General features: G+C 35.6%; 18 protein-coding genes. 8 read left to right on the top strand and 10 right to left on the bottom strand.

Going from position 1 to position 22,377, the window contains the following annotated elements:
• Positions 1–10: 10 nt before the first annotated feature.
• The 3 genes from ACFO5O_RS09780 to ACFO5O_RS09770 are packed head-to-tail and all read right to left on the bottom strand — an operon-like array spanning position 11 to position 5,860.
• The gene (locus tag ACFO5O_RS09780) at positions 11–2,317 is read right to left on the bottom strand and encodes a chondroitinase-B domain-containing protein (protein WP_387963268.1); all 2,307 of its coding nucleotides are present in this window, start codon (positions 2,315–2,317) and stop codon (positions 11–13) included.
• A 12-nt stretch (positions 2,318–2,329) separates the two neighbouring features.
• Positions 2,330–3,271, bottom strand: coding sequence for a sugar phosphate isomerase/epimerase family protein (locus ACFO5O_RS09775; protein WP_387963267.1), 942 nt, complete (start codon positions 3,269–3,271; stop codon positions 2,330–2,332).
• Positions 3,272–3,313: 42 nt separating this feature from the next.
• Positions 3,314–5,860, bottom strand: a complete 2,547-nt coding sequence (locus tag ACFO5O_RS09770) for a chondroitinase-B domain-containing protein (protein ID WP_387963266.1) — start codon at positions 5,858–5,860, stop codon at positions 3,314–3,316.
• Positions 5,861–6,037: 177 nt separating this feature from the next.
• On the opposite strand from ACFO5O_RS09770, the gene ACFO5O_RS09765 reads away from it, so the two are divergent.
• Positions 6,038–6,757 (top strand): ribonuclease activity regulator RraA, encoded by a 720-nt coding sequence (locus ACFO5O_RS09765; RefSeq protein WP_387963264.1) that lies wholly within the window; start codon positions 6,038–6,040, stop codon positions 6,755–6,757.
• Positions 6,758–6,822: 65 nt separating this feature from the next.
• On the opposite strand, the gene ACFO5O_RS09760 is transcribed toward ACFO5O_RS09765, so the two are convergent.
• Both ACFO5O_RS09760 and ACFO5O_RS09755 read right to left on the bottom strand, forming a co-directional pair.
• Entirely contained in the window at positions 6,823–7,905 is a 1,083-nt protein-coding gene (locus ACFO5O_RS09760; protein ID WP_387963262.1) for a formylglycine-generating enzyme family protein, read from the bottom strand.
• Between the two features lie 147 nt (positions 7,906–8,052).
• Entirely contained in the window at positions 8,053–8,823 is a 771-nt protein-coding gene (locus tag ACFO5O_RS09755) for an XRE family transcriptional regulator (protein ID WP_387963261.1), read from the bottom strand.
• Positions 8,824–8,893: 70 nt separating this feature from the next.
• On the opposite strand from ACFO5O_RS09755, the gene ACFO5O_RS09750 reads away from it, so the two are divergent.
• The 5 genes from ACFO5O_RS09750 (at position 8,894) to ACFO5O_RS09730 (ending at position 15,871) form a co-directional block, all read left to right on the top strand.
• Positions 8,894–11,866 carry a DNA polymerase III subunit alpha gene (locus ACFO5O_RS09750; RefSeq protein ID WP_387963260.1) on the top strand — a complete coding sequence of 991 codons (2,973 nt, stop codon included), beginning with the start codon at positions 8,894–8,896 and terminating at the stop codon, positions 11,864–11,866.
• Positions 11,863–13,083 (top strand): DNA polymerase IV, encoded by a 1,221-nt coding sequence (gene dinB, locus ACFO5O_RS09745; protein ID WP_387963258.1) that lies wholly within the window; start codon positions 11,863–11,865, stop codon positions 13,081–13,083. The genes ACFO5O_RS09750 and dinB overlap by 4 nt, the downstream gene beginning before the upstream one ends.
• 61 nt (positions 13,084–13,144) lie before the next feature.
• The gene (locus ACFO5O_RS09740) at positions 13,145–13,735 is read left to right on the top strand and encodes a HupE/UreJ family protein (protein WP_387963257.1); all 591 of its coding nucleotides are present in this window, start codon (positions 13,145–13,147) and stop codon (positions 13,733–13,735) included.
• A 103-nt stretch (positions 13,736–13,838) separates the two neighbouring features.
• Positions 13,839–14,270, top strand: a complete 432-nt coding sequence (locus ACFO5O_RS09735) for a deoxycytidylate deaminase (protein WP_387963255.1) — start codon at positions 13,839–13,841, stop codon at positions 14,268–14,270.
• Positions 14,270–15,871, top strand: coding sequence for a S41 family peptidase (locus ACFO5O_RS09730; protein WP_387963253.1), 1,602 nt, complete (start codon positions 14,270–14,272; stop codon positions 15,869–15,871). The genes ACFO5O_RS09735 and ACFO5O_RS09730 overlap by 1 nt, the downstream gene beginning before the upstream one ends.
• A 1-nt stretch (position 15,872) precedes the next feature.
• On the opposite strand, the gene ACFO5O_RS09725 is transcribed toward ACFO5O_RS09730, so the two are convergent.
• Genes ACFO5O_RS09725 through ACFO5O_RS09715 form a run of 3 tightly spaced genes read right to left on the bottom strand, consistent with a single transcriptional unit; the run spans position 15,873 to position 17,268 of the window.
• The gene (locus ACFO5O_RS09725) at positions 15,873–16,475 is read right to left on the bottom strand and encodes an FAD-dependent oxidoreductase (RefSeq protein ID WP_387963251.1); all 603 of its coding nucleotides are present in this window, start codon (positions 16,473–16,475) and stop codon (positions 15,873–15,875) included.
• Positions 16,475–16,678, bottom strand: coding sequence for a hypothetical protein (locus ACFO5O_RS09720; protein ID WP_387963249.1), 204 nt, complete (start codon positions 16,676–16,678; stop codon positions 16,475–16,477). Before ACFO5O_RS09720 ends, ACFO5O_RS09725 begins: the two co-directional genes overlap by 1 nt.
• Before the next feature lie 2 nt (positions 16,679–16,680).
• On the bottom strand, positions 16,681–17,268 hold the full coding sequence (locus ACFO5O_RS09715; RefSeq protein ID WP_387963247.1) for a MarC family protein: 588 nt from the start codon (positions 17,266–17,268) through the stop codon (positions 16,681–16,683).
• Between the two features lie 124 nt (positions 17,269–17,392).
• Between ACFO5O_RS09715 and ACFO5O_RS09710 the strand changes: the two genes are divergently transcribed.
• Positions 17,393–17,962, top strand: coding sequence for a DUF3109 family protein (locus ACFO5O_RS09710; protein ID WP_387963245.1), 570 nt, complete (start codon positions 17,393–17,395; stop codon positions 17,960–17,962).
• On the opposite strand, the gene ACFO5O_RS09705 is transcribed toward ACFO5O_RS09710, so the two are convergent.
• Positions 17,959–19,938, bottom strand: a complete 1,980-nt coding sequence (locus ACFO5O_RS09705) for a tetratricopeptide repeat-containing sensor histidine kinase (RefSeq protein ID WP_387963244.1) — start codon at positions 19,936–19,938, stop codon at positions 17,959–17,961. The genes ACFO5O_RS09710 and ACFO5O_RS09705 overlap by 4 nt on opposite strands.
• Before the next feature lies 1 nt (position 19,939).
• Complete coding sequence (locus ACFO5O_RS09700; protein ID WP_387963242.1) at positions 19,940–20,674, bottom strand: LytR/AlgR family response regulator transcription factor; 735 nt, start codon at positions 20,672–20,674, stop codon at positions 19,940–19,942.
• 658 nt (positions 20,675–21,332) lie between these two features.
• Between ACFO5O_RS09700 and ACFO5O_RS09695 the strand changes: the two genes are divergently transcribed.
• Positions 21,333–22,313 (top strand): ribonucleotide-diphosphate reductase subunit beta, encoded by a 981-nt coding sequence (locus ACFO5O_RS09695; protein WP_387963240.1) that lies wholly within the window; start codon positions 21,333–21,335, stop codon positions 22,311–22,313.
• Positions 22,314–22,377: the final 64 nt, after the last annotated feature.

The following is a 22,377-nucleotide window of genomic DNA, read 5'->3' as shown; positions in this document are numbered from 1 at the left end:
TTTTTTTGTTTTAATACATTAATTTCAATTCTAAATTTTGAACAATTTCTATTCTTCCCGAATTTTTAATTGAATTATCTACGGGTTTTTGTCCTTTTTCACCCCATAAAATGGCAATGAATTTCACAGGGTTATTTTCAAAAGTATTGTTAGATAATTCCACATTAACAATACCTCTGTTTTTTATTAATATTTGGTCTTTTTGCGTTTTACCGCTATTGGTTACGGTATTCTCATTAAATTTCAAATAACCTCCAATGGTAGATTCGTCATAACCTCCACGATAAAAGTCCAAAATGGTACCGCCAATGTTATCAAAATATGTGTTGTTTATAGTCACAAACTCAGCATTGTAGTCACCGCCATTATTGGTTTCTTTGTTTAGCATGAAGCCATTGTCACAATTTTTTATTGTTGAATTCGCCACTGTAATAGAATCGGCAAACGATCCTTTTGAAACTTCCAAAACCGATTTGAAATTTGAAATATCAACATTTTCCAATTTCAGGTCATAAGCTTTGCTCATGTTTTTGTCCAAAGTTGTAAAGGCATTTTGTGCTTTATTTCCCGTGAGAATGACGTCTTTTAAAATTAACTTGCCTTTTGGATGCATTTCAAACGCGGTCTTTTCTGAAGAAAAAATCAGTTCTACCTTGTTGTTCTTGTCATTTGAAGCAATGGTGATTTCCTTGTTGATGGGTAAGGCGGTATTTAAATTATAATGACCACTGTTTAGCAAAATAATATCGCCTGAAGTGGCTTCATTTAGTTTGGACTTCAATTCTTCGGCAGTTGAAACGTTAAAGGTATTGATTTCGGCTCTCGATACTTCAGCTTTAAACCATTGGGTTCCATATTTTGATTTGTCGATCAAAACCGTGTTTTCAGGAACTGGATTTACTATAGCGCCTATACTATTTTGTGTTGAGGTTCTTGCTGTTCTAAAAATATCTTTTGAAATAGATTCAAACTCAAATCCTGCATAAATGTCATTTATATTTTCTGAAGGGACTATCAAATGTTCAGACACTTTATTTACTGAAATGGCTTTGGTCACCAAACCTTCAGGTTGGACTTCACTTTTGTTTTCACTAGTGGTGATGTTGTTTTTAAAAGTAACTCCATCCACTTTATCATAATTTATGATGGGGTATTCATCAGGAACTTCATTGTAAATAAGATTGTTTGCCATGACAACCCGCTCTGGTCGTGCTGAACGTATTTCGGATGGAGGTAATACTTCGCTTTGGCTCACGTTGGATCCTACACTAAATTGCCAAGGTGATTTACAATCTATAAATGAATTATAGGCGATGACCGCATCCGTGACTTGGTTGTAACGGTTGAGTGGTGACTTTGGAATACCATTCATAATGGCAATGGGGCTTCTAAACGATTCCCCTTTTAATTTGTAAAAATAATTGTTGGTCACCCAATGCCCAGTGTTTATAATTCGAATTCCGCCGATAAATTTAGAATTGTCATTGCCAATAAATATGTTACCATCAATAGTGGCGTAATTACCATGGCGCAACACTAAGGAACCTTCACTTTCAAAAAATACGTTGTTTCTAAACTCATTGAAATTGGATTTGCTTGAAATAACTTCTACTTCGCCATTGCATCGGTCGAACAAATTGTTGGCAACGATGGTGTGGGATGGTGTCATCGAAGTATCACTGGCGCCTATTTGAATGGTTTCACCATGAGGGCCACCTTTTCGAGGTCTTGGTCCAAAGTGATTGTTAACGATTTGATGGTAATTTTTGATGTGTTCATTACCCTTTAAAAATACTCGAATAGTTGGTCCAAAATTGGATTTACCAGCAATATAACAATGGCTTAATTCGTTGTGTCTGCCCCAAAACTCAACCCAATGGTCAGTAACATCACGGTCAGGTTGAGTAAACTCTTCAATGACACACTGCGTGATTTTGCTATGATTTGCGATGGTATCATTACTGATTTTGAATTGAATTATCGATTTTGAAGGGGTATATCCATTTTTGAAATATAGGCCCTTCACTTCCAAATACTCGCCACCCAATTTTAAACTTGAAGCCCCTTCAATGGTAACTTTGCCTGGAGTTTCAGCTTTTAATACAATGGGCTGATCTTTTGTGCCTTCGCCATAAAATTTTATTTCAACATCTTTCCAAATTCCGTTTGCCAAAATAATATGATCACCCGCTTTACAGTTTTTTAAAGCCTCATTTAATTCGTTGATGTTTGTAACCTTTAAACTTTTAAATTTTGTTTGTTCTTGACATGTCATTAGCATAATCAAGCAGCTAAATCCAAATAAGATTTTTTTCATAAGTTATTTATTTTAAGCATTATTCCATAAATTTTGGAGTGTCTTTAAGTCCTTTTTCATAGCATCAAAAACCACTTTTTTATCTACTGAAATTTCAGTGTTTCCTTTTTCGGCTCCACCTAAATCATACTCAAGATGTAACGAAACGGGTGGGTTTAATTTATAACTTTTAAGTAATTTGAAGTAGCCATCAAAATCAACCATGCCTTCTCCAATAGGCACATTAATGGCTTCCCATTTACCGTTCACTCGTCCCCATTTATAATCTTTTAAAACGATTACTTTTATGTTAGGGTGCAAGAGTTTCAAACCGTTTTCCCAAGAATAGCCACCTTCAACCATGGCATGCCGAATATCGTATTGTGTGCCAAAGTAATCGGGATCAACAGTTTCTAGTAATTTTTTCACTTCCCAAAATGAAGCACCTACATGGGTTCCGGCATGATTTTGGTAGCATCCTACAAGTTCTAATTTTTTGTTTAAATCACCAAGCTTCTTAATTTCTTCTTGATACTTAAGAAGAGAAGCTTTCATGTTTTCATCGGTCGTGTATTTAAACCAATTGGTTCTATAAAATTTAATGCCCATTTGAGATGCAGAATTCAAAATATCAACATCTAAAGGGTTATCAACACTTTCTATACTGGTAGTAATCATGTTGCATTTTGAACCCGCTTGACGAATAGCATTAATCGCAGCGGGTAAGTCTTGTTTGACTTGTTCTGGAATCACATGGCCTCCAGGTCTAACTGTTAAATCTACACCGTCAAAACCCATTTCTTTTGCCATAGCACCAGTTTCATTGTAATCTAAAAACTGAAGATGTTTTGAAAATATATTTATAGACAGCTTGTCTTCAGATTGCACTGCCGCTTTAACGGGATTAGTAAACCCTAAAATCGGAATAGAAGCTGCCGATAAGGTGGTTAATTTAACAAAATCTCTTCGAGGCATTGATTTATATATTTTATTGCTGGGCATACGTCTCTTATTTTTTTAATGTGAAACAAGCATCATCTTGGATTGTTTGTTTTGAGCATTATTAGATATGGTTATTATATAAGCGCCATTGGAAATAGAAGATACATCTAGCTTTATTTCTGTTTCAATGGATTGAATCTTTTTTTCTAATACTTTACGACCATCCATTCCAAATACCTGTACCAAATCAATATTGTTTCCATTATGTTTTATGGTTAATATATCTTTAGCTGGATTAGGATACATTGAAATCTTATTATTTAAATCATAATCATATGTAGAAAGAGAATTTGCTTGACCGTAGAATTCAATTTCGGTAATATTATTCCAAACACTCTTTCTGGTATCACCTGCTGTGTTAAATCTTCCGTAGCCTATTAATTTCACATATCGAGCATTGGCTGTAAGTTGGTACTGATCATATTCGTCATATACCCCAGTTGTTGTTGTGATTAGTAAATCACCGGTAGTTGGCAATGCCTTAGTAAAATCACCTGTATCTGTTCCTGTTGTGGACACCCAAATTTGTAAGCCATAAGGGTCAGCTTTATTGTCAGTCGCGATTTGTATTAAATCGAGTTGATATTCTTCACTTAAATCGTAAATCACATATTCACCATCACCTTTATAATCTCCTGACACAAGAGCACCATCGTCTGCAGTCCAGTGCGTGTTAAAATTTTTATCTAAAGTTTTTGAGGCATAGTTAAACTTATCAATTCCATTCGCTTCTTCTTTTGAAAAAGAGTGGATAGTAACGGGATCTGACGCATCTCCCGTATTAATTAGGTCATAGAGTTGTGTTAAATCTGCACCTTCTTGAGTTAGGCTTAAGGTTTTTACGATATCATCACCTCCTGGCTCTTGAGTGAAGGTTACCGAGCCGGTGCGGTTATTTGTGTCGGTATTTTCGGTAACTGTTACTGAAACAATCGCATCGCCAGAAGCCGAATTAGTGTCAATAGTTATCCATGCATCATTAGAAGCAGCTGTCCAACTAACGTTAGCCGTAACTGTGACATTGTAACTCCCGGCATCAAAAGTTAATGTTGGGAGACTACTCACAATTAAGGACTCGGGTATTTCAATGGTACAATTGCCATCAGCTATTGATGTACCTAAATGATTAACAAAACAAGCGCCAATTCCATAGCCCACCATAGCATCAGTTATTGGAGCACTGCTTATGGTTGCCCCTTTGCCTGACGCCCCTGAAAATGAGAAAATTTCTCCATCTGGGGTGGCTGTAATCCCAGTGTTTTCAGTAAACCCTGCATTGGTTGCGCCTAAAGTTGTTCCTTTAAATTCATTGCCTGAATAAGTTAGTCCAACTCCTAAATCTGCATATGCAGTAGCGGTATTACCAGATATAACTGGAGTTGTATTTGGATTAGAATCGGCAAAATAAATTAAGTTATTAGCAACTGTACCAGTTGGATCGGTTGTCCCAGTGTTAACATTGTAAAACAATGGAGCATTAGTGTTTACAATGGTGTTATTAGATAGATTGAGATTTGTAACTTTTTGATAACCATTAGTCATGCTTGTTGATGAACAAACAACAGCACTACTATCGTTTCCTCCTAAAAATGTGATACCATTATTCCAAATGGCATTATCATTTTCGGTAATACAATCTTGAATATAATTATTGGTAATTGTTTGGTAACTATCTACAATTCTGATGCCGCCGGTGCCTTCAACATTTTCGCCTAAAAAGAAATTTCCATCGACTGTAGTGTGTGAGCCATGGCGAAGTACCAAAGAGCCTCTACATCTTCTGAATGTATTATTAGTATACGTATTACCTTTACTTTTATTGGTAATGATTTCATTTTCACCATCAGCCTGAACAAAATAATTATTGCTAACAAGAGCATTACTATTCACGTTTTGATATTCACTTGTACCTATACGTATGGTTTCACTATCACCAGAATTAGTTAATGAAGGATCAATTTTCGCATAATTATAGAAATAGTTATTGCTTATAATATGCCCAACTTCATCGCAACGCGTATTTGGTGTGCCACTGCCATCAGGAGAAGCATTGTATCGATATTCAGCTAAAATTATATTTCCAGAAGTTGTTTTATTCAAAAACGAACAGTTAATGACGGTGTTATTATTTCCATACAATACTATCCAATTATGTTTTACACTTGTTCCGGGAGCACTAGTACCTTGCAAACCATCGATGACACAATTTTGAATGGTGCTATTGTACGCATAATCAGAACCATCCCTGAATTCAATAAAATTGCTAGCACCGTCACCGCCTTGCCAGTGAAAGCCATCAACAATACAGTGATCGCCTCCAATTTTTAATTTTAACCCCCCCGTAAACTTTACTCCTCCAGGGGTGGCTGCTTTAAATGTAATCGGCATCGCTGCAGTCCCAGTCGTAGGAATGAATTTTATCATTTCATTAGAAGTATAGGTGCCATCTGCTAATATAACCGTATCACCGGGGCCAAGAGAAGCAGATAACGTTGTAAGCTGTGCTGGATCGGTAATATTATGCGTGGTTTGAGACCACAAGTTTGATGTGGAAAACATCATGATTAACACAGTTAGGGCTTTTGAAAGCAATTTTAAACTGGGGCATTTAAAAATAGTAATTGTTTGCATTAATGTTAAGATTTTAAATTGGTTAACCAGATTGGTTTACCAAATATATGTATATTTGTTTAATAATTATTAATTTAATTCATAAATTAACATTTAGAACACTGTATAATGAATTCATTGTCAAGCGCTCACAGAGATAAATTGCATAAAATAAGTACAGCAACACTAGCAACTAGCTTATTCAAAAGAGGATTGAAAAATCAATTTATCCAAAATGTTGTTCCACTGAAAAAGGGGAGAAGCAATATGGTTGGGGAAGCTTTTACTCTACGCTATATACCAGCCAGAGAAGATTTAAATCCAATTACTGTATTCCAAGATCCAAACCATCCACAACGGGTGGCCGTTGAACAATGCCCAGAAGGCGCAGTGCTGGTGATTGATAGTAGAAAGGATGCGAGGGCTGCTTCGGCTGGATCGATATTGGTAACACGTTTAATGAAACGCGGAGTGTCAGGAATTGTTACTGATGGAGGGTTTAGGGATAGCAAAGAAATTTCAGAATTGGATTTTCCAGCCTATCACCAAAGACCTTCTGCGCCAACTAACCTAACCTTACATCAAGCTATTGATATTAATGTGCCTATTGGCTGTGGTGACGTAGCTGTGTTTCCAGGAGATATTTTAGTTGGCGATGATGACGGTGTCATGGTTATTCCGCAGCATATCGCTGAAGAAGTAATTAATGAATGTATCGAAATGACCTTATTTGAAAATTTTGTAATTGAAAAAGTCAATGAAGGAAGATCAATACTAGGGCTTTATCCACCTACAAACAAAAAAAGCTTGGAAGATTTTGATGAGTGGAAGAAAACAAATCATATATAACAAAAGTAAGTAACTATCTACTTTAAAAGAATAACCAAATTATGGAAGTGTTTACAATCTAGTGTCTAATTCTTCAGCATTTTTTTTGTTACAACTGTTCTAAATCCAGTATGGTCTGATCCAGAATCTGGACTCATCCCCATTCTGGCAGAAATCCTAAAACTTGCACAATAGGACGCATGACATAAAAAGGATCCACCCTTAATAACGCGCTCTTTTTGGTAAGGATTACTAGGGTTAAAAGCCTCACGCGCACCTTTAGGATTAACTATTGGTTTTGAAGTTCCAAGTTCATTGTAGTAATTCACATTGAATAGATCACTGGTCATTTCCCAAACGTTCCCTAGCATATCATAAATACCAATACTATTTGGAGGGTAGGACTTTACAGGTGCAATCAGTTCAAAACCATCTTTAGATTCATTTTTAATAGGGAATAGGCCTTGCCAAGTATTTGCTTTTTCATTTAAAACTTCTGGATTGTTTCCCCAAGTATAAATTTGATTTTCTGACGAACCTTGAGCAGCAGCCTCCCATTCGGCTTCTGTTGGTAGTCTTCTGTTTGCCCACTTGCAATAAGCTAAAGCATCCTCATAAGCAATATGTACAACGGGATAGTTGTCTTTATTGTCAATTGTGCTATTAGGGCCTTCTGGATGCTTCCAGTTGGCGCCTATTTTCCAAGTCCACCATTGACTGTAATTGCTCATACTGGCAACGGCATTTACATTTTTATTGAAAATTAAGCTACCAGGCTGTAAGACCGAATCGGCTGGTTTTGGAGTGCCTTCAGGCAAGTCCTTTTTCATAATTTCCCAATCAATAGGGCGTTCGGCCACAGTAACGTAGCCTGTTGCATCCGCAAAGGCTTTGAACTGTTTGTTGGTAACCTCAGTGATATCCATAAAAAAACCATCAACTGTCACTTCATGAGCAGGTTTTTCTCTAGGCATGGCATAAGAATCTCCAGATTTAGCACCTTGGATAAAGGTTTTGCCTTCAACCCAAACCATTCCGTTTGGAGTTTCAATAGGGTTTAGTGCTTCTAATTCATCTGTTTTTGAAGTGTTATTGTTTTGCTTACATCCAATTAATGAAATGCCTAAAAAGAAGGTGATTATGGACTTTTGAAAAAAAGGTGCTGTCATCAGTACAGTGTAATTTTTTGGTCTTAAATTCATTTGCTTTATGTAACTATAAGTGAAATGATTTTTAGTTTAACTCTATTTTTATTTTATAAAATTATTTCTTTCGATTTCAAAGATCAATTATATTTTTTAAGTTGAGCGTTATTGTTACGCCATTTTTTTAACAGCTTCAAGTTCTACTTTTAAATCTTGAAACATGCTCATAATACTGCTCAATTTTAATTCTTTTTCATCATATTCTTGAGTATTGATACAGCAGGTAAATTCCCATAGTTCCAAAACATTTTCTGCTTTAACCTCATAGGGTTTATAGGTTTTGTTGTCGCTACTCAACAATAAGGTCCCTTTGTCTTTAATTTGGTTCGTTACCCGCTTATAAACTAACCCATCATCTTTAGTTAAGACAACATAGGTTCGGCCATTTTTTATATCGGCCATGTCTTCTACAAATTTGGCTACCACAAAGGCGCCGTCTTTTACGGGCAACATCGAATCGCCCTTAATGGGGAAGGCGCGGTGTGTTCCTGTTGGTAAAAAGGGAAGCTTGATTTTTTGGAGCTGCTCAATATATTCAGGATCAGCATAGCCTTCTAAATATCCTGCTGATGCTTTTGCGGGAATTATTTCTATAAGGTCTTCATTGCTTTCGTTGACCGTTACCGGAAACAAAACACGTTTATTGCCCACCTCAATAAATGAAGTGTCCTTGGCTAATCGTAAATCGTTTCTAACCAAAATATCGATAGGAATGTTGAAGTAATTAGACAGGTCAATTAAACGGTCTATGGGAGGCTCTGACCGACCTTCTTCATAGGATCCAATCATGGAGCGCGACCAGCCTAATTCGTCCGCAAAACGTTCTTGGGAGAATTTTTTAAGGGTTCGTAAATGCCTAATATTTGCTTGAATGTACTTCATGGTTTTAACATTAATTACTACAAATATAAGCAACAATTACTATAAAATGTAGTTTAATTTTGTAAAAATAATGTATCTCAATTGTCACACATACTACAGTTTGCGTTATGGCACTATAAAGCCAGAGCGATTACTTGCTATTGCTTCAAAAAATGGCTTGCAAACGTTGGCATTGACCGATATCAATACAACTTCGGCCTGTTTGGACGTTGTACGCCTTTCATCTAAATACAAAGTCAAACCAGTGTTGGGGGTCGATTTTAGAAACGGAGCCCAACAGCAATTTATTCTCATTGCAAAAAACAACAATGGCTTTCAAAACATCAATGCCTATTTGTCTCAATTTTTACATGATTCTGAGTTAAAAATTCCAGAACAGGCTCCAGAACTTAACAACACTTTTGTAGTGTACCCCTATGTCCATAATAAACCTTATAGCCTAAAATCAAATGAATTTTTAGGTATCAAGCCTCAAGACCTTAATAAGCTAAAGTTTTCAAAATGGAATGCCTTTAGAGGCAAATTGGTGGTTTTGCAAACGGTTTCTTTTGAAAACAAAAAGGGCTTTAACACCCATCGTTTGTTAAGGGCCATTGACAATAACACTTTATTGAGTAAGCTTTCAAAAAGTGAACAAGGCCAAGAGACTGATATGATGTTACCTTATGATGAGTTATGTAAAACGTATAAAGAATTCCCCGAGCTTTTAAAAAACACAGCATCCCTTTTGGAGCATTGCCATATTGAATTCGATTTTTCACAGGAAACACCAAACAACCAAAAAACATTCACCTTAAGTGAAGATTCCGATTTCCAATTATTGGAAAAACTGACTTACGAAGGCATCCCCTATCGTTATCAAAACCCCGATGACATCATTTATAGTCGAATTGAAAAAGAATTGGACATTATTAAGCAAAAGGGCTTTGTGTCTTATTTTCTTATTAATTGGCGTATTCTGGAATATGCCCGTAGCAAAGGTTATTTTTATGTGGGTCGTGGTAGTGGCGCTAACAGTATTGTTGCTTATTTATTGCGTATTACTGATGTTGATCCCATAGAGTTGGACCTCTATTTTGAACGCTTTATAAACCTGTTTCGAAAAAATCCTCCCGATTTCGACATTGATTTTTCATGGACCGATCGTGACGACATTACGCAATTCATCTTTAAAAATTTCAAAAACACGGCACTGCTTACCGTTTACAATACCTTTAAATTTAGAGCTTCTGTTAGGGAGTTGGGAAAAGTATTTGGCCTGCCAAAATCTGAAATGGACGTACTTGTCAAGGGCAAATACCGTATCAAGGATTTGGACAAATTATCGCAGTTGGTCATCAAATACAGCAGCTATATCCAAGGTTTTCCAAACTATCTAGGCATTCATGCCAGTGGGATTATCATTTCAGAACGGCCCATTCATTATTACACCGCAACATTTATGCCTCCCAAGGGCTTCCCCACCACACAGTTTGACATGGTTGTTGCCGAAGACATTGGCCTTTACAAATTCGATATTTTAAGCCAGCGCGGACTGGGAAAAATAAAGGACACTTTAGAGGTGGTAAAATACAACCACCCCGAAAAGACGCCCATAGACATTCACGATATCAAACGGTTTAAACAGGATGAACGCATCAAATATTTATTGCGAAATGCCAAGGCCATTGGCTGCTTTTATGTGGAGTCCCCTGCCATGCGTATGCTTTTAAAAAAGTTACAGGTCGATAATTACCTGGGTTTGGTGGCGGCCAGTTCCGTTATTCGTCCAGGGGTTGCAAGATCGGGAATGATGCGCGAGTACATCTTGCGGTATCGTTATCCCGAACGCCGAAAGGACGCCCATCCCGTGCTGCTCAATATCATGCCAGAGACTTATGGCGTCATGGTCTATCAAGAAGACGTGATTAAAGTGGCCCATCTTTTTGGGGGCTTAAGTTTGGGTGAGGCCGATAGGCTGCGACGTGGCATGTCGGGAAAATTTCGCTCTAGGGAAGAATTTTTAGCCGTGAAACAGCAATTTTTTGACAACTGTAAACACGCAGGAAAACCCGAAAGTCTCACTGCAGAAATCTGGAGGCAAATTGAAAGTTTTGCGGGTTATGCATTTGCCAAGGGGCATTCGGCTTCTTATGCTGTGGAGAGCTATCAGAGTTTGTTTTTGAAAGCCTATTTCCCTTTAGAATATATGGTAGCCACCATCAATAATTTTGGAGGATTTTACCGCACCGAATTGTATGTACACGAAGCCAGAATGCATGGCGGCACTATTGAGCCTCCTTGCATAAATCACAGTTTTAATGAAGCCATCATACAACACAACACCATTTATTTGGGGTTCATGTTTTTACAGTCGTTGGAAACAAGAACCATAAAGAAACTCGTTGCGGAACGCCAAAAAAAAGGCCTCTATAAAAGTCTGGACGATTTTATTGACCGGGTCCCCATTTCGATGGAACAGATTGCCATACTGATAAAAATAAATGCTTTCCGATTTACGGGAGTCAACAAACGTGAATTGCTTTGGGAAGCTCATCTCAAGATCAGTAAAGTGGTTCTCGAAGAATCCACAATTACATTGTTCAAAATGGATCGCATTAACTACAAAACCCCCCAACTGCCAAGTACGCTTTTGGAAAACGCATTTGATCAAATTGAACTCTTGGGGTTTCCGCTTTGCAATCCTTTTAAATTAGTTTCAAATCCACAAAAAAGTGAATTGAGAGCAAAAAATCTTATCATCTATAAAAACAAAGTTATCACCATTGATGGGTACTTAATCACTACAAAGCACACCGTAACATCAAGTAACAAGCACATGTATTTTGGAACCTTTTTAGATCGCGATGGTGATTTTATTGACACGGTTCATTTTCCACCTGTTGCTGCCAAATTCCCGTTTAGGGGGCCAGGGATCTATAAAATTATGGGCAAGGTTTTGGAAGAATTTGATTGTGTCAATATAGAAGTTATTTCGTTGTTTAAATTGGCGGTTATTGAAGATCCAAGGTACAGTGAGGTCACTAAACCTGTTGAAGCATGATCTTAGAAAATAGAGCTATAGTGCACATGGATTTGGATACGTTTTTTGTGTCCTGCGAACGCCTACTCGACAGCCGGCTTATTGGGAAACCCGTACTTATTGGGGGCACCAGCGATCGGGGTGTGGTCGCGTCATGTAGTTATGAAGCCCGTAAATTTGGCGTGCATTCCGCCATGCCCATGCGCATGGCAAAACTGCTTTGCCCCGAGGCCATTGTGTTGCGGGGAAATTCTGGGATTTACTCCAATTTCTCAAAAAATGTTACTGAAGTAATCAAGGAAAATGTACCCCTTTATGAGAAAACCTCTATTGATGAGTTTTATATCGATCTTACAGGAATGGACAAGTTTTTTGGTTGCCATAAACTCGCTTCCGAACTGCGACAACGCATTATCAAGGAGACGGGTCTGCCTATTTCATTTGGGTTGTCTGTTAATAAAACCGTGTCGAAAATCGCAACAGGCGAAGCTAAACCCAATAATCAAATTCAAATTTTAAAAGGCACTGAAAAACCATTTTTAGCTCCCTTGTCTGTTCGAAAAATTCCCATGGTTGGTGAAGTGACTTATAAATCGCTTTGCGATTTAGGGGTAAAGCGTATTCAAACCGTGCAGGAGATGCCTATGGATTTAATGTATAGGGTGCTTGGAAAAAACGGACTGGTGATTTGGAAAAAAGCCAACGGTATTGACAATAGCCCCGTAATCCAATATCACGAACGTAAATCTATTTCTACGGAGCGCACTTTTAATAAAGATACTACTGATGTGGTTAAGCTAAAAGGCATCATTATTGCCATGGCCGAAAATTTGGCCTATCAATTGCGTCGCGGAAACAAATTAACGGCCTGCGTCACCTTTAAAATCAGGTATTCCGACTTTCAAACCTACACGCAACAACAGCATATTCCTTACAGTGCCATGGACCACAATATCATTCCTGTGGTTATGGAATTGTTTCAAAGGCTTTATAACCGTAGGCTCTTGGTGCGGTTAATAGGCGTGAAGTTTAGTCATTTGGTTGAAGGTGGCCATCAAATCAATTTGTTTGAGGACAATGAGAAACAACTTCATTTAAGTCAGGCCATTGACAAAATGCGTGAACGCTATGGCGATAGGGCCGTTATAGCGGCGGCGGGTATGGAAGCGAAAAGTATTAGTAGGTGGAATCCATTTACAGGGGAGCCACCTCCATTATTGGCAAATAGAAGAGTGTAAAAGGTTTATTTTGTGACTAAATAATCGTAACTTTAGCACGCCCAAATAAACAGATAAACTTATGCTCGACGATTTTTTAGCACATATACAGCATGGTATATATCATGTTGTCAACGTAAATGCTTACGACCATATTCTTTTTTTAATAGTTCTAACACTGCCGTATCTATTTAAAGATTGGAAGCGAGTACTGTATCTTGTAACCATATTTACACTTGGGCATACGGTATCACTGGCTTTGGCTGCTTATAATGTGATTAGTATTAATCTGAAACTAATTGAGTTTCTCATTCCATTAACCATTTTAATCATAGCGCTGTATAATGTATTTACAGCAGGTAAAAAGGCACAAAACGAAAAAATAGGCATCTTGTTTTTTGCAACCTTATTTTTTGGATTGATACATGGACTAGGGTTTGTTAGTGCATTTAAATCTTTAATTCGAGCATCAGAAAATAAGCTTATTGCCATCTTGGAAATTTCATTAGGGATTGAGATAGGTCAACTCATCATTGCATTTATTGTCATCTTTTTAGGGTTTTTATGCCAGACCTTATTTCGGTTTTCAAAACGGGATTGGGTTATGGTTATTTCGGCGGTAGTAGTAGGACTAATTATTCCAATGCTTATTTCAAACCATATCTTTTCATAAATGCCTGTAATTTTTGAAGAAATTTTAACGCTAAATTATACAATTTAAAATACGAACCCCTTATATTCGTTATACTATTCAATCTCATATTATTAAACAGTTAATGCCAAAGGAAAAACAATTACGATACGATAAAGCCTATTTAAGAATAGCAAAAGAATGGGGAAAATTATCTCATTGTAAACGAAAGCAGGTAGGAGCCCTAATAGTAAAAGATCGAATGATTATTTCTGACGGCTATAATGGCACACCAACAGGATTTGAAAATTATTGTGAAGACGAAGAAGGGTACACCAAATGGTATGTTTTACATGCCGAAGCAAATGCAATTTTAAAAGTAGCTTCGTCAACCCAATCCTGTAAAGGCGCCACATTGTATATAACCTTATCGCCTTGTAAAGAGTGTAGTAAGTTAATACACCAGGCGGGTATTGTTAGGGTGGTATATGAAAAAGCTTATAGAGATGATTCGGGATTACAGTTCCTTAAAAAGGCAGGAATTGAATTAAAAATAATTGAAGATTTAAGTGCATAATGGCTTTTAAAAAGAAATATGTTCCGTTAGTTATTGGGCTAGGCGTAGCGGCAGGTGTGTTTATCGGTGGAAAATTAAATTTTTCTGATAATTCAGACCGTTTGTTTTCTTCTAACAGCAAAAAAGATAAACTTAACAGACTTATAGATTATATTGATTATGAGTATGTTGATGATGTGAATACTGATAGCATTGTAGATGTTACAGTAAATGGCATTTTAGATAATCTCGATCCTCATTCAGTGTATATTCCTAAAAGTGAATTGCAGCGTGTTACCGAAAATATGAAAGGTGATTTCATTGGTATTGGGATTAATTTTTATTCGTACAAAGATTCGGTGGCCGTTATTCGTCCGGTCCCTGGTGGACCAAGTGAAAAAGCTGGGATTAAAAGCGGTGATCGTATCATCATGGCTGATGGCGACTCTATTTTTGGAAAGTCATGGAGTAATGAAGCTATCGTTAACAAACTAAAAGGAGAGAAGAATACCAAAGTCAGTTTAAAAGTTTATCGCAGAGGTGAACCAAAACTGCTAGATTTTCAGGTAAGACGTACTGAAATTCCAATAAGTAGTGTTGACGCTTCATACATGTTAACCAAAAATTTAGGCTATATTAAAATTAATCGTTTTGCTGAATCCACTTATAAAGAATTCAAAGTAGCATTAGATGAATTACAATCACAAGGTGCGACACAACTTGCCTTGGATTTAAGAGATAACCCCGGTGGATTTTTGGGGGTAGCAGAACAGATTGTAGATGAATTTTTAGAAGCCAATAAACTTATACTCTTTACCAAGAACAAATCAGGGCGTATTGAGAAAAGTTTTGCTACCAAACGCGGTGATTTTGAAGAAGGCGAAGTTTTTATTCTTATAAATGAAAATTCAGCATCTGCGAGTGAAATTGTAGCAGGGGCTTTACAAGACAATGATAAAGGTATTATTGTTGGCCGTAGGAGTTATGGTAAAGGTCTTGTACAACGCGAAATGGCTTTGGGTGATGGTAGTGCAGTTCGTCTTACCGTCTCTAGATATTACACACCTACGGGGCGCTCCATTCAGCGACCTTACCACAATGGCGATAACGAAACCTATTACAACGATTATTATAAACGATTAAGTAATGGCGAGTTCAGTGACCAAACCAGTATTGAAGTAGCCGATTCCCTAAAATTTAGAACCCCAAAAGGAAAAATAGTTTATGGTGGTGGTGGAATTATTCCAGATATTTTTGTACCTCTAGATACCAGTGTACAGAATGAAACCTTGAATTATATTAACCGAAGAGGATACATTAGTTACTTTGTGTTTGAAGAATTGGACAAAAACAGACATGTTTATGACGGGGTTACTTTTGAGGACTTTAAAACTAATTTTAGAGTCAGTGACGATATCATTGTAAGGTTTCAGGAGTACTTTAATTTAAGAGAACGCTCAAACATTACCTTCGTTGCTTATCATGATGCCATGAAACAATTAATTAAGGCAGCTTTGGCAGAACAGTTATATGGCAATGGGGCTTCTGAACAAATCATCAACGAAAAAGACGTTATGATTGATGAAGTTATTTTATTGAGCCAAGAAATTAATAGAGAATAAGTTAAACCTTATCATGCACTTTGGTGTGCTGTCCTCCGTTCCACAACGTTAAAATATCGGTTGCTACATGAGCACCACTTCCTGACGCAATAGCAAACTGACTACGCCAACCGGCTAAGGTTCCTGCAACATAAAGGCCGTCATCTACCAGATGATTCTTGTTTTTTAACCAAATACGTTCCTTTTCGATAGCAGCTTTTGGATGAGGTTCAACATACGATTTTAAACCTTTAATGGTCAGTAAATTCGTGTATCCAACGGCAATAACTACTAGTTTGGAAATGTAATCCCCTTTATTTGTTAAAACCTTATAGCCACTTTCTGTTTTTTCAATCGCCTTTACTTTTTCATTACTAATTTGCTCAACATGGGGATAAAGCGAACTCAACTGTTGCTTGCCGGAGTCTAAAATGGATTGTCCTAATGTACCATGAGCGATTCCTAATACATTATTGAATAATGCATCTTGAAGGTGGGACGTTTTTTGGTGCATAATAATACCAATTCGTTTACCTTTTGCATAGGCTTTATCTTTGGCAGAGCCCAAAACCAATGCACAAGACATCCCTGCAGCACCGCCACCAACAATTAGTGCATCAAACATTAGTTTTTGTTTTTTAGTTCTTGCTGAACACGTTTAGATAATCTTAATATTTGCAATAAAACAACAGCACATAGTAAAGCAAAAATGGTAATTAGTGCAACGACACTTTGGTCTTCAAAAGGAGCGTTAAAATCAATTTTTGTGGCGTTAAAAATAATTAGTGCGATTGCTACTAGTGTAAAAACAAGTGTAAATATTTTCATAATTATGCCAATTCAAACAAAGCTTTAATATTGTGTGCAAATAACTTCACGGCAATAGCTAACAGGACAACACCAAAAATTTTGCGGATGATGTTAATTCCATTTTGACCTATAGCACGTTCAATTTTTGCAGAGGTTTTAAGGACAATAAATATAATGATAACATTTAAAATTACTGCGATTATAATATTTTCGATACGGTACTCGGCACGAAGTGACAGTAAAGTTGTTAAACTACCGGGTCCGGCAATAAGGGGGAATGCCAAAGGAAAAATAGAGGCAGTCATGGCTGTATGCTCGTCTTGTTTGTAAAGGGTGATACCTAAGATCATTTCTAAAGCAATAAAAAATAGGATAAATGCCCCTGCAACCGCAAATGAATTAACCCCAATACCAATCAAAGATAAAATGGTTTTACCCAAAAATAAAAACAAGATCATAATGACACCTGCAATAATAGAAGCTTTTTCGCTCTGTATATGACCTACTTTCTTTCTTAAATCTATAATAATTGGGATGTTGCCAATAATATCTATTACGGCAAATAAAACCATAAATGCGGTAACAATTTCTTTTAAATTTAACTCCACAAGCTTGTCTTTTAATTTTTTGCAAATTTCGTGAATTGTAAATGATTTATCTCATTAAATTATGGTAAAGTTTATTAGTAGTTTTGGTTAGCAATTCTTTTTGAATTAAGCGTATCTTTGCCGCATGTTTCAGTTAGGAAAAACCATAGTTTCAGAAGATATTATTGAAAAAGACTTTGTATGCAACCTATCAGCATGCAAGGGGGCTTGTTGTATAGACGGTGAAGCCGGAGCGCCATTAGAGCAATCTGAAACCCAAATTCTTAAAGAAATTTACCCTAAAATAAAACCGTTTTTACGTAAAGAAGGTATTGCGGCAATTGAAAAACAGGGTGCTTTTATTACTACTGAATTTGGAGAATTTGAAACACCTTTAATTGATGGCGTAGATTGTGCCTATGTTTTTTTTGATCGAAAAGGGACTGCACTTTGTGCCATTGAAGAAGCTCATAATCAAGGCGAAGTGACTTGGAAAAAGCCTGTGTCATGCCATTTGTATCCAGTTAGGGTTAAGGATTATAGTGAATTTTCTGCGGTGAATTACCACAAATGGGAAATTTGCGATGATGCTTGTACGCTAGGCAAAGAACTTCAGGTTCCTGTCTATAAATTTGTTAAACAAGCATTGATACGAAAGTTTGGTGAAGATTGGTACGCCGAATTAGAAAAAGTTGCAGAAAAGCATAAATCTTAAGCTGTTCTTAAAACTGTTGAACGAATTGGGATATGCACAATAACCTTTGTGCCAATGGGCTCTTTTTGGTCGTTATATAAGTCTTCAATCTTTATTTTGTAATCTTTAGTATAACCTTTTGAGAAATTTGTCAATCGAGCTTTGGTGATAGAAATTCCTACTGATTTTCGCTTTAATATTTTATTCTTATTGATAATTTCAGCACTTTTTCGGCCAATTCCATTGTCGGTAATTTCTATAGTGATAAATTCCTCTGAAGGTTTTGAAACTTGAAGCTGTACCTTTTTATCTTCCTTTTTTGATGATAAGCCATGCCATAGTGCGTTCTCTAAAAAAGGTTGTAAAATAAGCGATGGGACTTTTATACTTGAGGTATTGATTTGATCATCAACGGTAATTTTAAAATCAATTTCATTCGAGAACCTAATGTTTTCAATATTCATGTAAAGTTGCATTGTTTCAAGCTCGTCTTCTAAAGAAATTTCTTTTTCGGTTGAAGAGATTAGAATTTTTCTAATGAGTTTAGAGAATTTATTCAGATAGTAAACAGCGTTTTCCTTTTCATTATTGATGATGTAAAGCTTAATTGAGTTGAGTGAATTGAATATGAAATGAGGGTTCATTTGACTTCTCAAAACATCTTTTTCAAGGGTTAAGATTTGTTTTTCTTGGTGTAAACGTTTGGTTCTGTTGTAAAAAAGAGCAACAATTGTAGCAATTATAAGGCTTAAAAGTGTTATCCAAAAGATTTTTTGGTTGCGTTCTAATTTAGATCTAACAAGTTCATTTTCACTTGATAGTGCTTTTATCTGGTTGTTTTTAGCTTCATTCTCATATTGAATGATAAGGTCACTTACGTACTGTAAATTACGCTCATTATTAATAGTTTTGTCTAGCTCAATATAGTTTTTATAATGGTTAAAGGCTTTTTTAAAATCATCTTGTTTGTTATAAAGTTCTGAAAGATGCATATGTGCATCTATAACCGAAGTTTTAAGATTATATTCTGTAGCAATAAGTAGTGCTTTTTTTAAATTAACTTCAGCTTCGGCATTCAATCCCATTTCATTTTGTACCCAGCCCAAATTAATGTAGGATAAGGTGATATAGAACTGATCATTCATACTTAAGGCTTTTTCTAAACCTTTTTCAATAATTGTTTTTGCATCATCGTACTTTTTTTGCTTAATATAAACTTGTCCAATACTATTATAACATATGGCTTTACCTACATTAGAATTAATTTGCTCATTAAAACTTAAGGAAAGTTTATAATTTATAAGAGCATTGTCTAAATCACCCAAAGCTTCATTGGCATATCCAATGTTTTGATAATTAATTGCAAGGCCAAGTCGGTTTCCAACTTCTTTTTCAAGTTGCAGTGATTTTTGAAATTGTTCAAGTGCTAATTCGTATTGCTTAAGTGTGAGATATAAATTACCCATTCCATTTTCGGAAACGGCGATGCTAAGCTTTATTTGACTACTTGGATTTTCAACACTGCTTGCTATATCATAAGCTTTTTTATGAAAATCAATGGCAGGTTTTATGAGATCCATGCGTCGGTAGACCACGCCTAACATGTTGAGGCTAATAACAGATTGTTCTATGTTTTTGGATGCTTCGGCAAGGGTTAATGCGCTCTGGTGCGTCAGTATTGCTTTATTATATAAACTTAAATTTCTGAAGATGATTCCTAGGGCATTACGTGCATAAATTTCGCCTTCAGGATAATTGAATTCATTAGCTTTTTCAATTAGCACCTTCATTTTCAAACTATCGTTTTTGAATTTACGAAATAGGGAATCGATAGTAGAATAGTATTTAGGTTTTGAAGTTTGGGCTATAATTAATTTTTCCTCAAAAGTTTGTTCAGGAGATTGAGAAAAACTTAGGCTTATTGTAAAAAAGAAAATGAATAAAAAAATGGTTTTCACAGGTCTAAATAAAGTTCTATAACTAATTTTATTGATCATGCTATAGTTTTTCTAAAAAATCTGATTTACGTTGACGGGCAACTGGTATTTTTTTATTGGTTTCCATAATAACGTAACCTTCATTTTTAATAAACTCCTTTATTTTATTGAGGTTAACTATAAAAGAATTATGGATTCTAAAAAAATAATGTTCAGGAAGCATCACATCTACTTCTTTTAGCTTTTTAGTTATGACCATTTTTTGACCATCTGCAAGAACGATAGTACTATAATTGCCGTCAGACTCTACGAATACGATGTCATCTACATTTAAAAAAATGAGCTTACCGTCAGAATTAATGGTTATTTTTTTTCTGTCAAACTTTTCATTGAAGTCGAGGAGAATAGTTTCTATTTTGGAAGAGTTGATAATTCGCGAATTATATTTTTTAATTTTTTTTATTGTCTCTAGCAAATCGTCAGAATCTATAGGTTTTAATAGGTAATCAATCGCCTCATGTTTTAAGGCTTTTATAGCGTATTCATTATAGGCAGTAGTTATAATAACTGCAAAATCTCTATTTGATAACTTTTCTAAAAACTGAAATCCGTCCATTGTTGGCATTTGAATATCCAGAAACAAACAATCTAATAGCTCTGTGTCTAAAAAAGCAATGGCCTCTTCAGGATTTGAAAATGTGGCAACGATTTCAATTTCATCACTAAAGGTTGTTAGCTCCCAAGACAGACTTTGAATCGCTTTTGGTTCATCATCAACAATTACAGCTTTAATCATAATCTCAAAGATACTAAAATACCGATGCAACTCAATTTGGTTGTGTATAAATAGCTTTATTTATTGTGTATTAAGATTAAATATGGGTGTAGTTAAAATTTAAGGTGGAAGGCTAAAGTAGAATTACTAACTATACACTTTTTATAACCAACAATACAAACACACCTGAATAACTAATTAAAATTTAGCAAATTTGATAATAGGGATTATTTTTTTATTGGCTTAAAACATATACATATTGTAATAATTTTTAGGCTATTTAATTCTTAATAGTTTTAGTTAGTTTAGTTAATTATTGGGGAAAAAGAGAGCTGTAACCAGCTCTCTTTTTATTTGGAATTCAATAAACTTCTCCTATTACAAATAATCAAAAAAACAATAAATAAAAATTAAGTAAACATCACTCATAGGAGCTGTTTTTATACGATATTTCCTACTTAAAAAAATGTTAAACATATTTCTTAAATCACTGATAATCAAACAATTAAATAAATAATAAAGAATCAAGCACATTTGTGCTTGATTAAAGACGTTGTTAAAAACTTGTTGACAATGTTTATAAGTTTGCCTTTCATTTTCGATTACATTTTTGAATATTTGTTAGTCCCAAATCACGCCAAATTTTACAACCACATAATCATTAAAAAAACAACAACTAATGTCTCAATTTACAGAACCAATACTGCAAGAAAACAAAGATAGATTTGTCATTTTCCCTATTCAACACCATGATATATGGGAATGGTACAAGAAATCTGAAGCAAGTTTTTGGACTGCCGAAGAAATAGACTTACATCAGGATCTTTCAGATTGGAAAAACAAGTTAAATGATGACGAACGTTATTTTATAAAACACATTTTAGCCTTTTTTGCCGCAAGTGATGGGATTGTGAATGAGAACTTAGCCGAAAATTTTGTTAATGAAGTGCAATACAGTGAAGCGAAATTTTTCTATGGATTTCAAATCATGATGGAAAATATCCATAGTGAAACGTATTCGCTATTAATTGACACCTATGTAAAAGACGAAGTTGAAAAAGACAAGCTTTTCAATGCTCTTGAAAATTTTCCAGCCATCAAGAAAAAAGCCGATTGGGCATTAAAGTGGATTGAATCTCCAAGTTTTGCTGAACGTTTAATTGCATTTGCAGCGGTTGAAGGCATCTTTTTCTCTGGAGCATTTTGTTCTATTTTTTGGCTTAAAAAACGTGGCTTAATGCCTGGATTAACATTCTCTAATGAGTTGATATCAAGAGATGAAGGTGTGCATTGTGACTTTGCCGTGCATTTACACAATAAGCATTTAGTTAACAAGGTGCCAAAAGAGCGCATTAGAGAAATTCTTGTGGATGCTTTAGACATTGAGAGAGAATTTATTACCGAATCTTTGCCTGCAAGTTTAATTGGTATGAATGCTAATTTGATGTCACAATATTTAGAGTTTGTGACCGATAGATTGTTAACCGAATTAGACTGTGAAAAAGAATACAACACAGCAAATCCATTTGATTTTATGGACATGATTTCCTTACAAGGGAAAACTAATTTCTTTGAAAAGCGTGTGTCAGAATATCAAAAAGCAGGTGTTCTTAATAAAGAAGAAGAAAAAGACAAGTTCAGCTTTGATGCTGATTTTTAATAGCAAACATTCTTAAAAAGTTGTTTTAAACAATTATTTTGAATGCAATTTCCATTGTTACTGC

This window comes from Geojedonia litorea (genome assembly GCF_042654525.1).
Classification (GTDB): Bacteria; Bacteroidota; Bacteroidia; order Flavobacteriales; family Flavobacteriaceae; genus Geojedonia; species Geojedonia litorea.
Note: the sequence above shows the minus strand (reverse complement) of the source record. Positions and strands in the feature narration are given on the sequence as shown.

Excerpts from the sequence above, each read along its gene's own strand:
- ACFO5O_RS09780 (WP_387963268.1), bottom strand. The coding sequence starts at position 2,317 with ATGAAAAAAATCTTATTTGGATTTAGCTGCTTGATTATGCTAATGACA.
- ACFO5O_RS09775 (WP_387963267.1), bottom strand. The coding sequence starts at position 3,271 with ATGCCTCGAAGAGATTTTGTTAAATTAACCACCTTATCGGCAGCTTCT.
- ACFO5O_RS09770 (WP_387963266.1), bottom strand. The coding sequence starts at position 5,860 with ATGATGTTTTCCACATCAAACTTGTGGTCTCAAACCACGCATAATATT.
- ACFO5O_RS09765 (WP_387963264.1), top strand. The coding sequence starts at position 6,038 with ATGAATTCATTGTCAAGCGCTCACAGAGATAAATTGCATAAAATAAGT.
- ACFO5O_RS09760 (WP_387963262.1), bottom strand. The coding sequence starts at position 7,905 with ATGACAGCACCTTTTTTTCAAAAGTCCATAATCACCTTCTTTTTAGGC.
- ACFO5O_RS09755 (WP_387963261.1), bottom strand. The coding sequence starts at position 8,823 with ATGAAGTACATTCAAGCAAATATTAGGCATTTACGAACCCTTAAAAAA.
- ACFO5O_RS09750 (WP_387963260.1), top strand. The coding sequence starts at position 8,894 with ATGTATCTCAATTGTCACACATACTACAGTTTGCGTTATGGCACTATA.
- dinB (WP_387963258.1), top strand. The coding sequence starts at position 11,863 with ATGATCTTAGAAAATAGAGCTATAGTGCACATGGATTTGGATACGTTT.
- ACFO5O_RS09740 (WP_387963257.1), top strand. The coding sequence starts at position 13,145 with ATGCTCGACGATTTTTTAGCACATATACAGCATGGTATATATCATGTT.
- ACFO5O_RS09735 (WP_387963255.1), top strand. The coding sequence starts at position 13,839 with ATGCCAAAGGAAAAACAATTACGATACGATAAAGCCTATTTAAGAATA.
- ACFO5O_RS09730 (WP_387963253.1), top strand. The coding sequence starts at position 14,270 with ATGGCTTTTAAAAAGAAATATGTTCCGTTAGTTATTGGGCTAGGCGTA.
- ACFO5O_RS09725 (WP_387963251.1), bottom strand. The coding sequence starts at position 16,475 with ATGTTTGATGCACTAATTGTTGGTGGCGGTGCTGCAGGGATGTCTTGT.
- ACFO5O_RS09720 (WP_387963249.1), bottom strand. The coding sequence starts at position 16,678 with ATGAAAATATTTACACTTGTTTTTACACTAGTAGCAATCGCACTAATT.
- ACFO5O_RS09710 (WP_387963245.1), top strand. The coding sequence starts at position 17,393 with ATGTTTCAGTTAGGAAAAACCATAGTTTCAGAAGATATTATTGAAAAA.
- ACFO5O_RS09705 (WP_387963244.1), bottom strand. The coding sequence starts at position 19,938 with ATGATCAATAAAATTAGTTATAGAACTTTATTTAGACCTGTGAAAACC.
- ACFO5O_RS09700 (WP_387963242.1), bottom strand. The coding sequence starts at position 20,674 with ATGATTAAAGCTGTAATTGTTGATGATGAACCAAAAGCGATTCAAAGT.
- ACFO5O_RS09695 (WP_387963240.1), top strand. The coding sequence starts at position 21,333 with ATGTCTCAATTTACAGAACCAATACTGCAAGAAAACAAAGATAGATTT.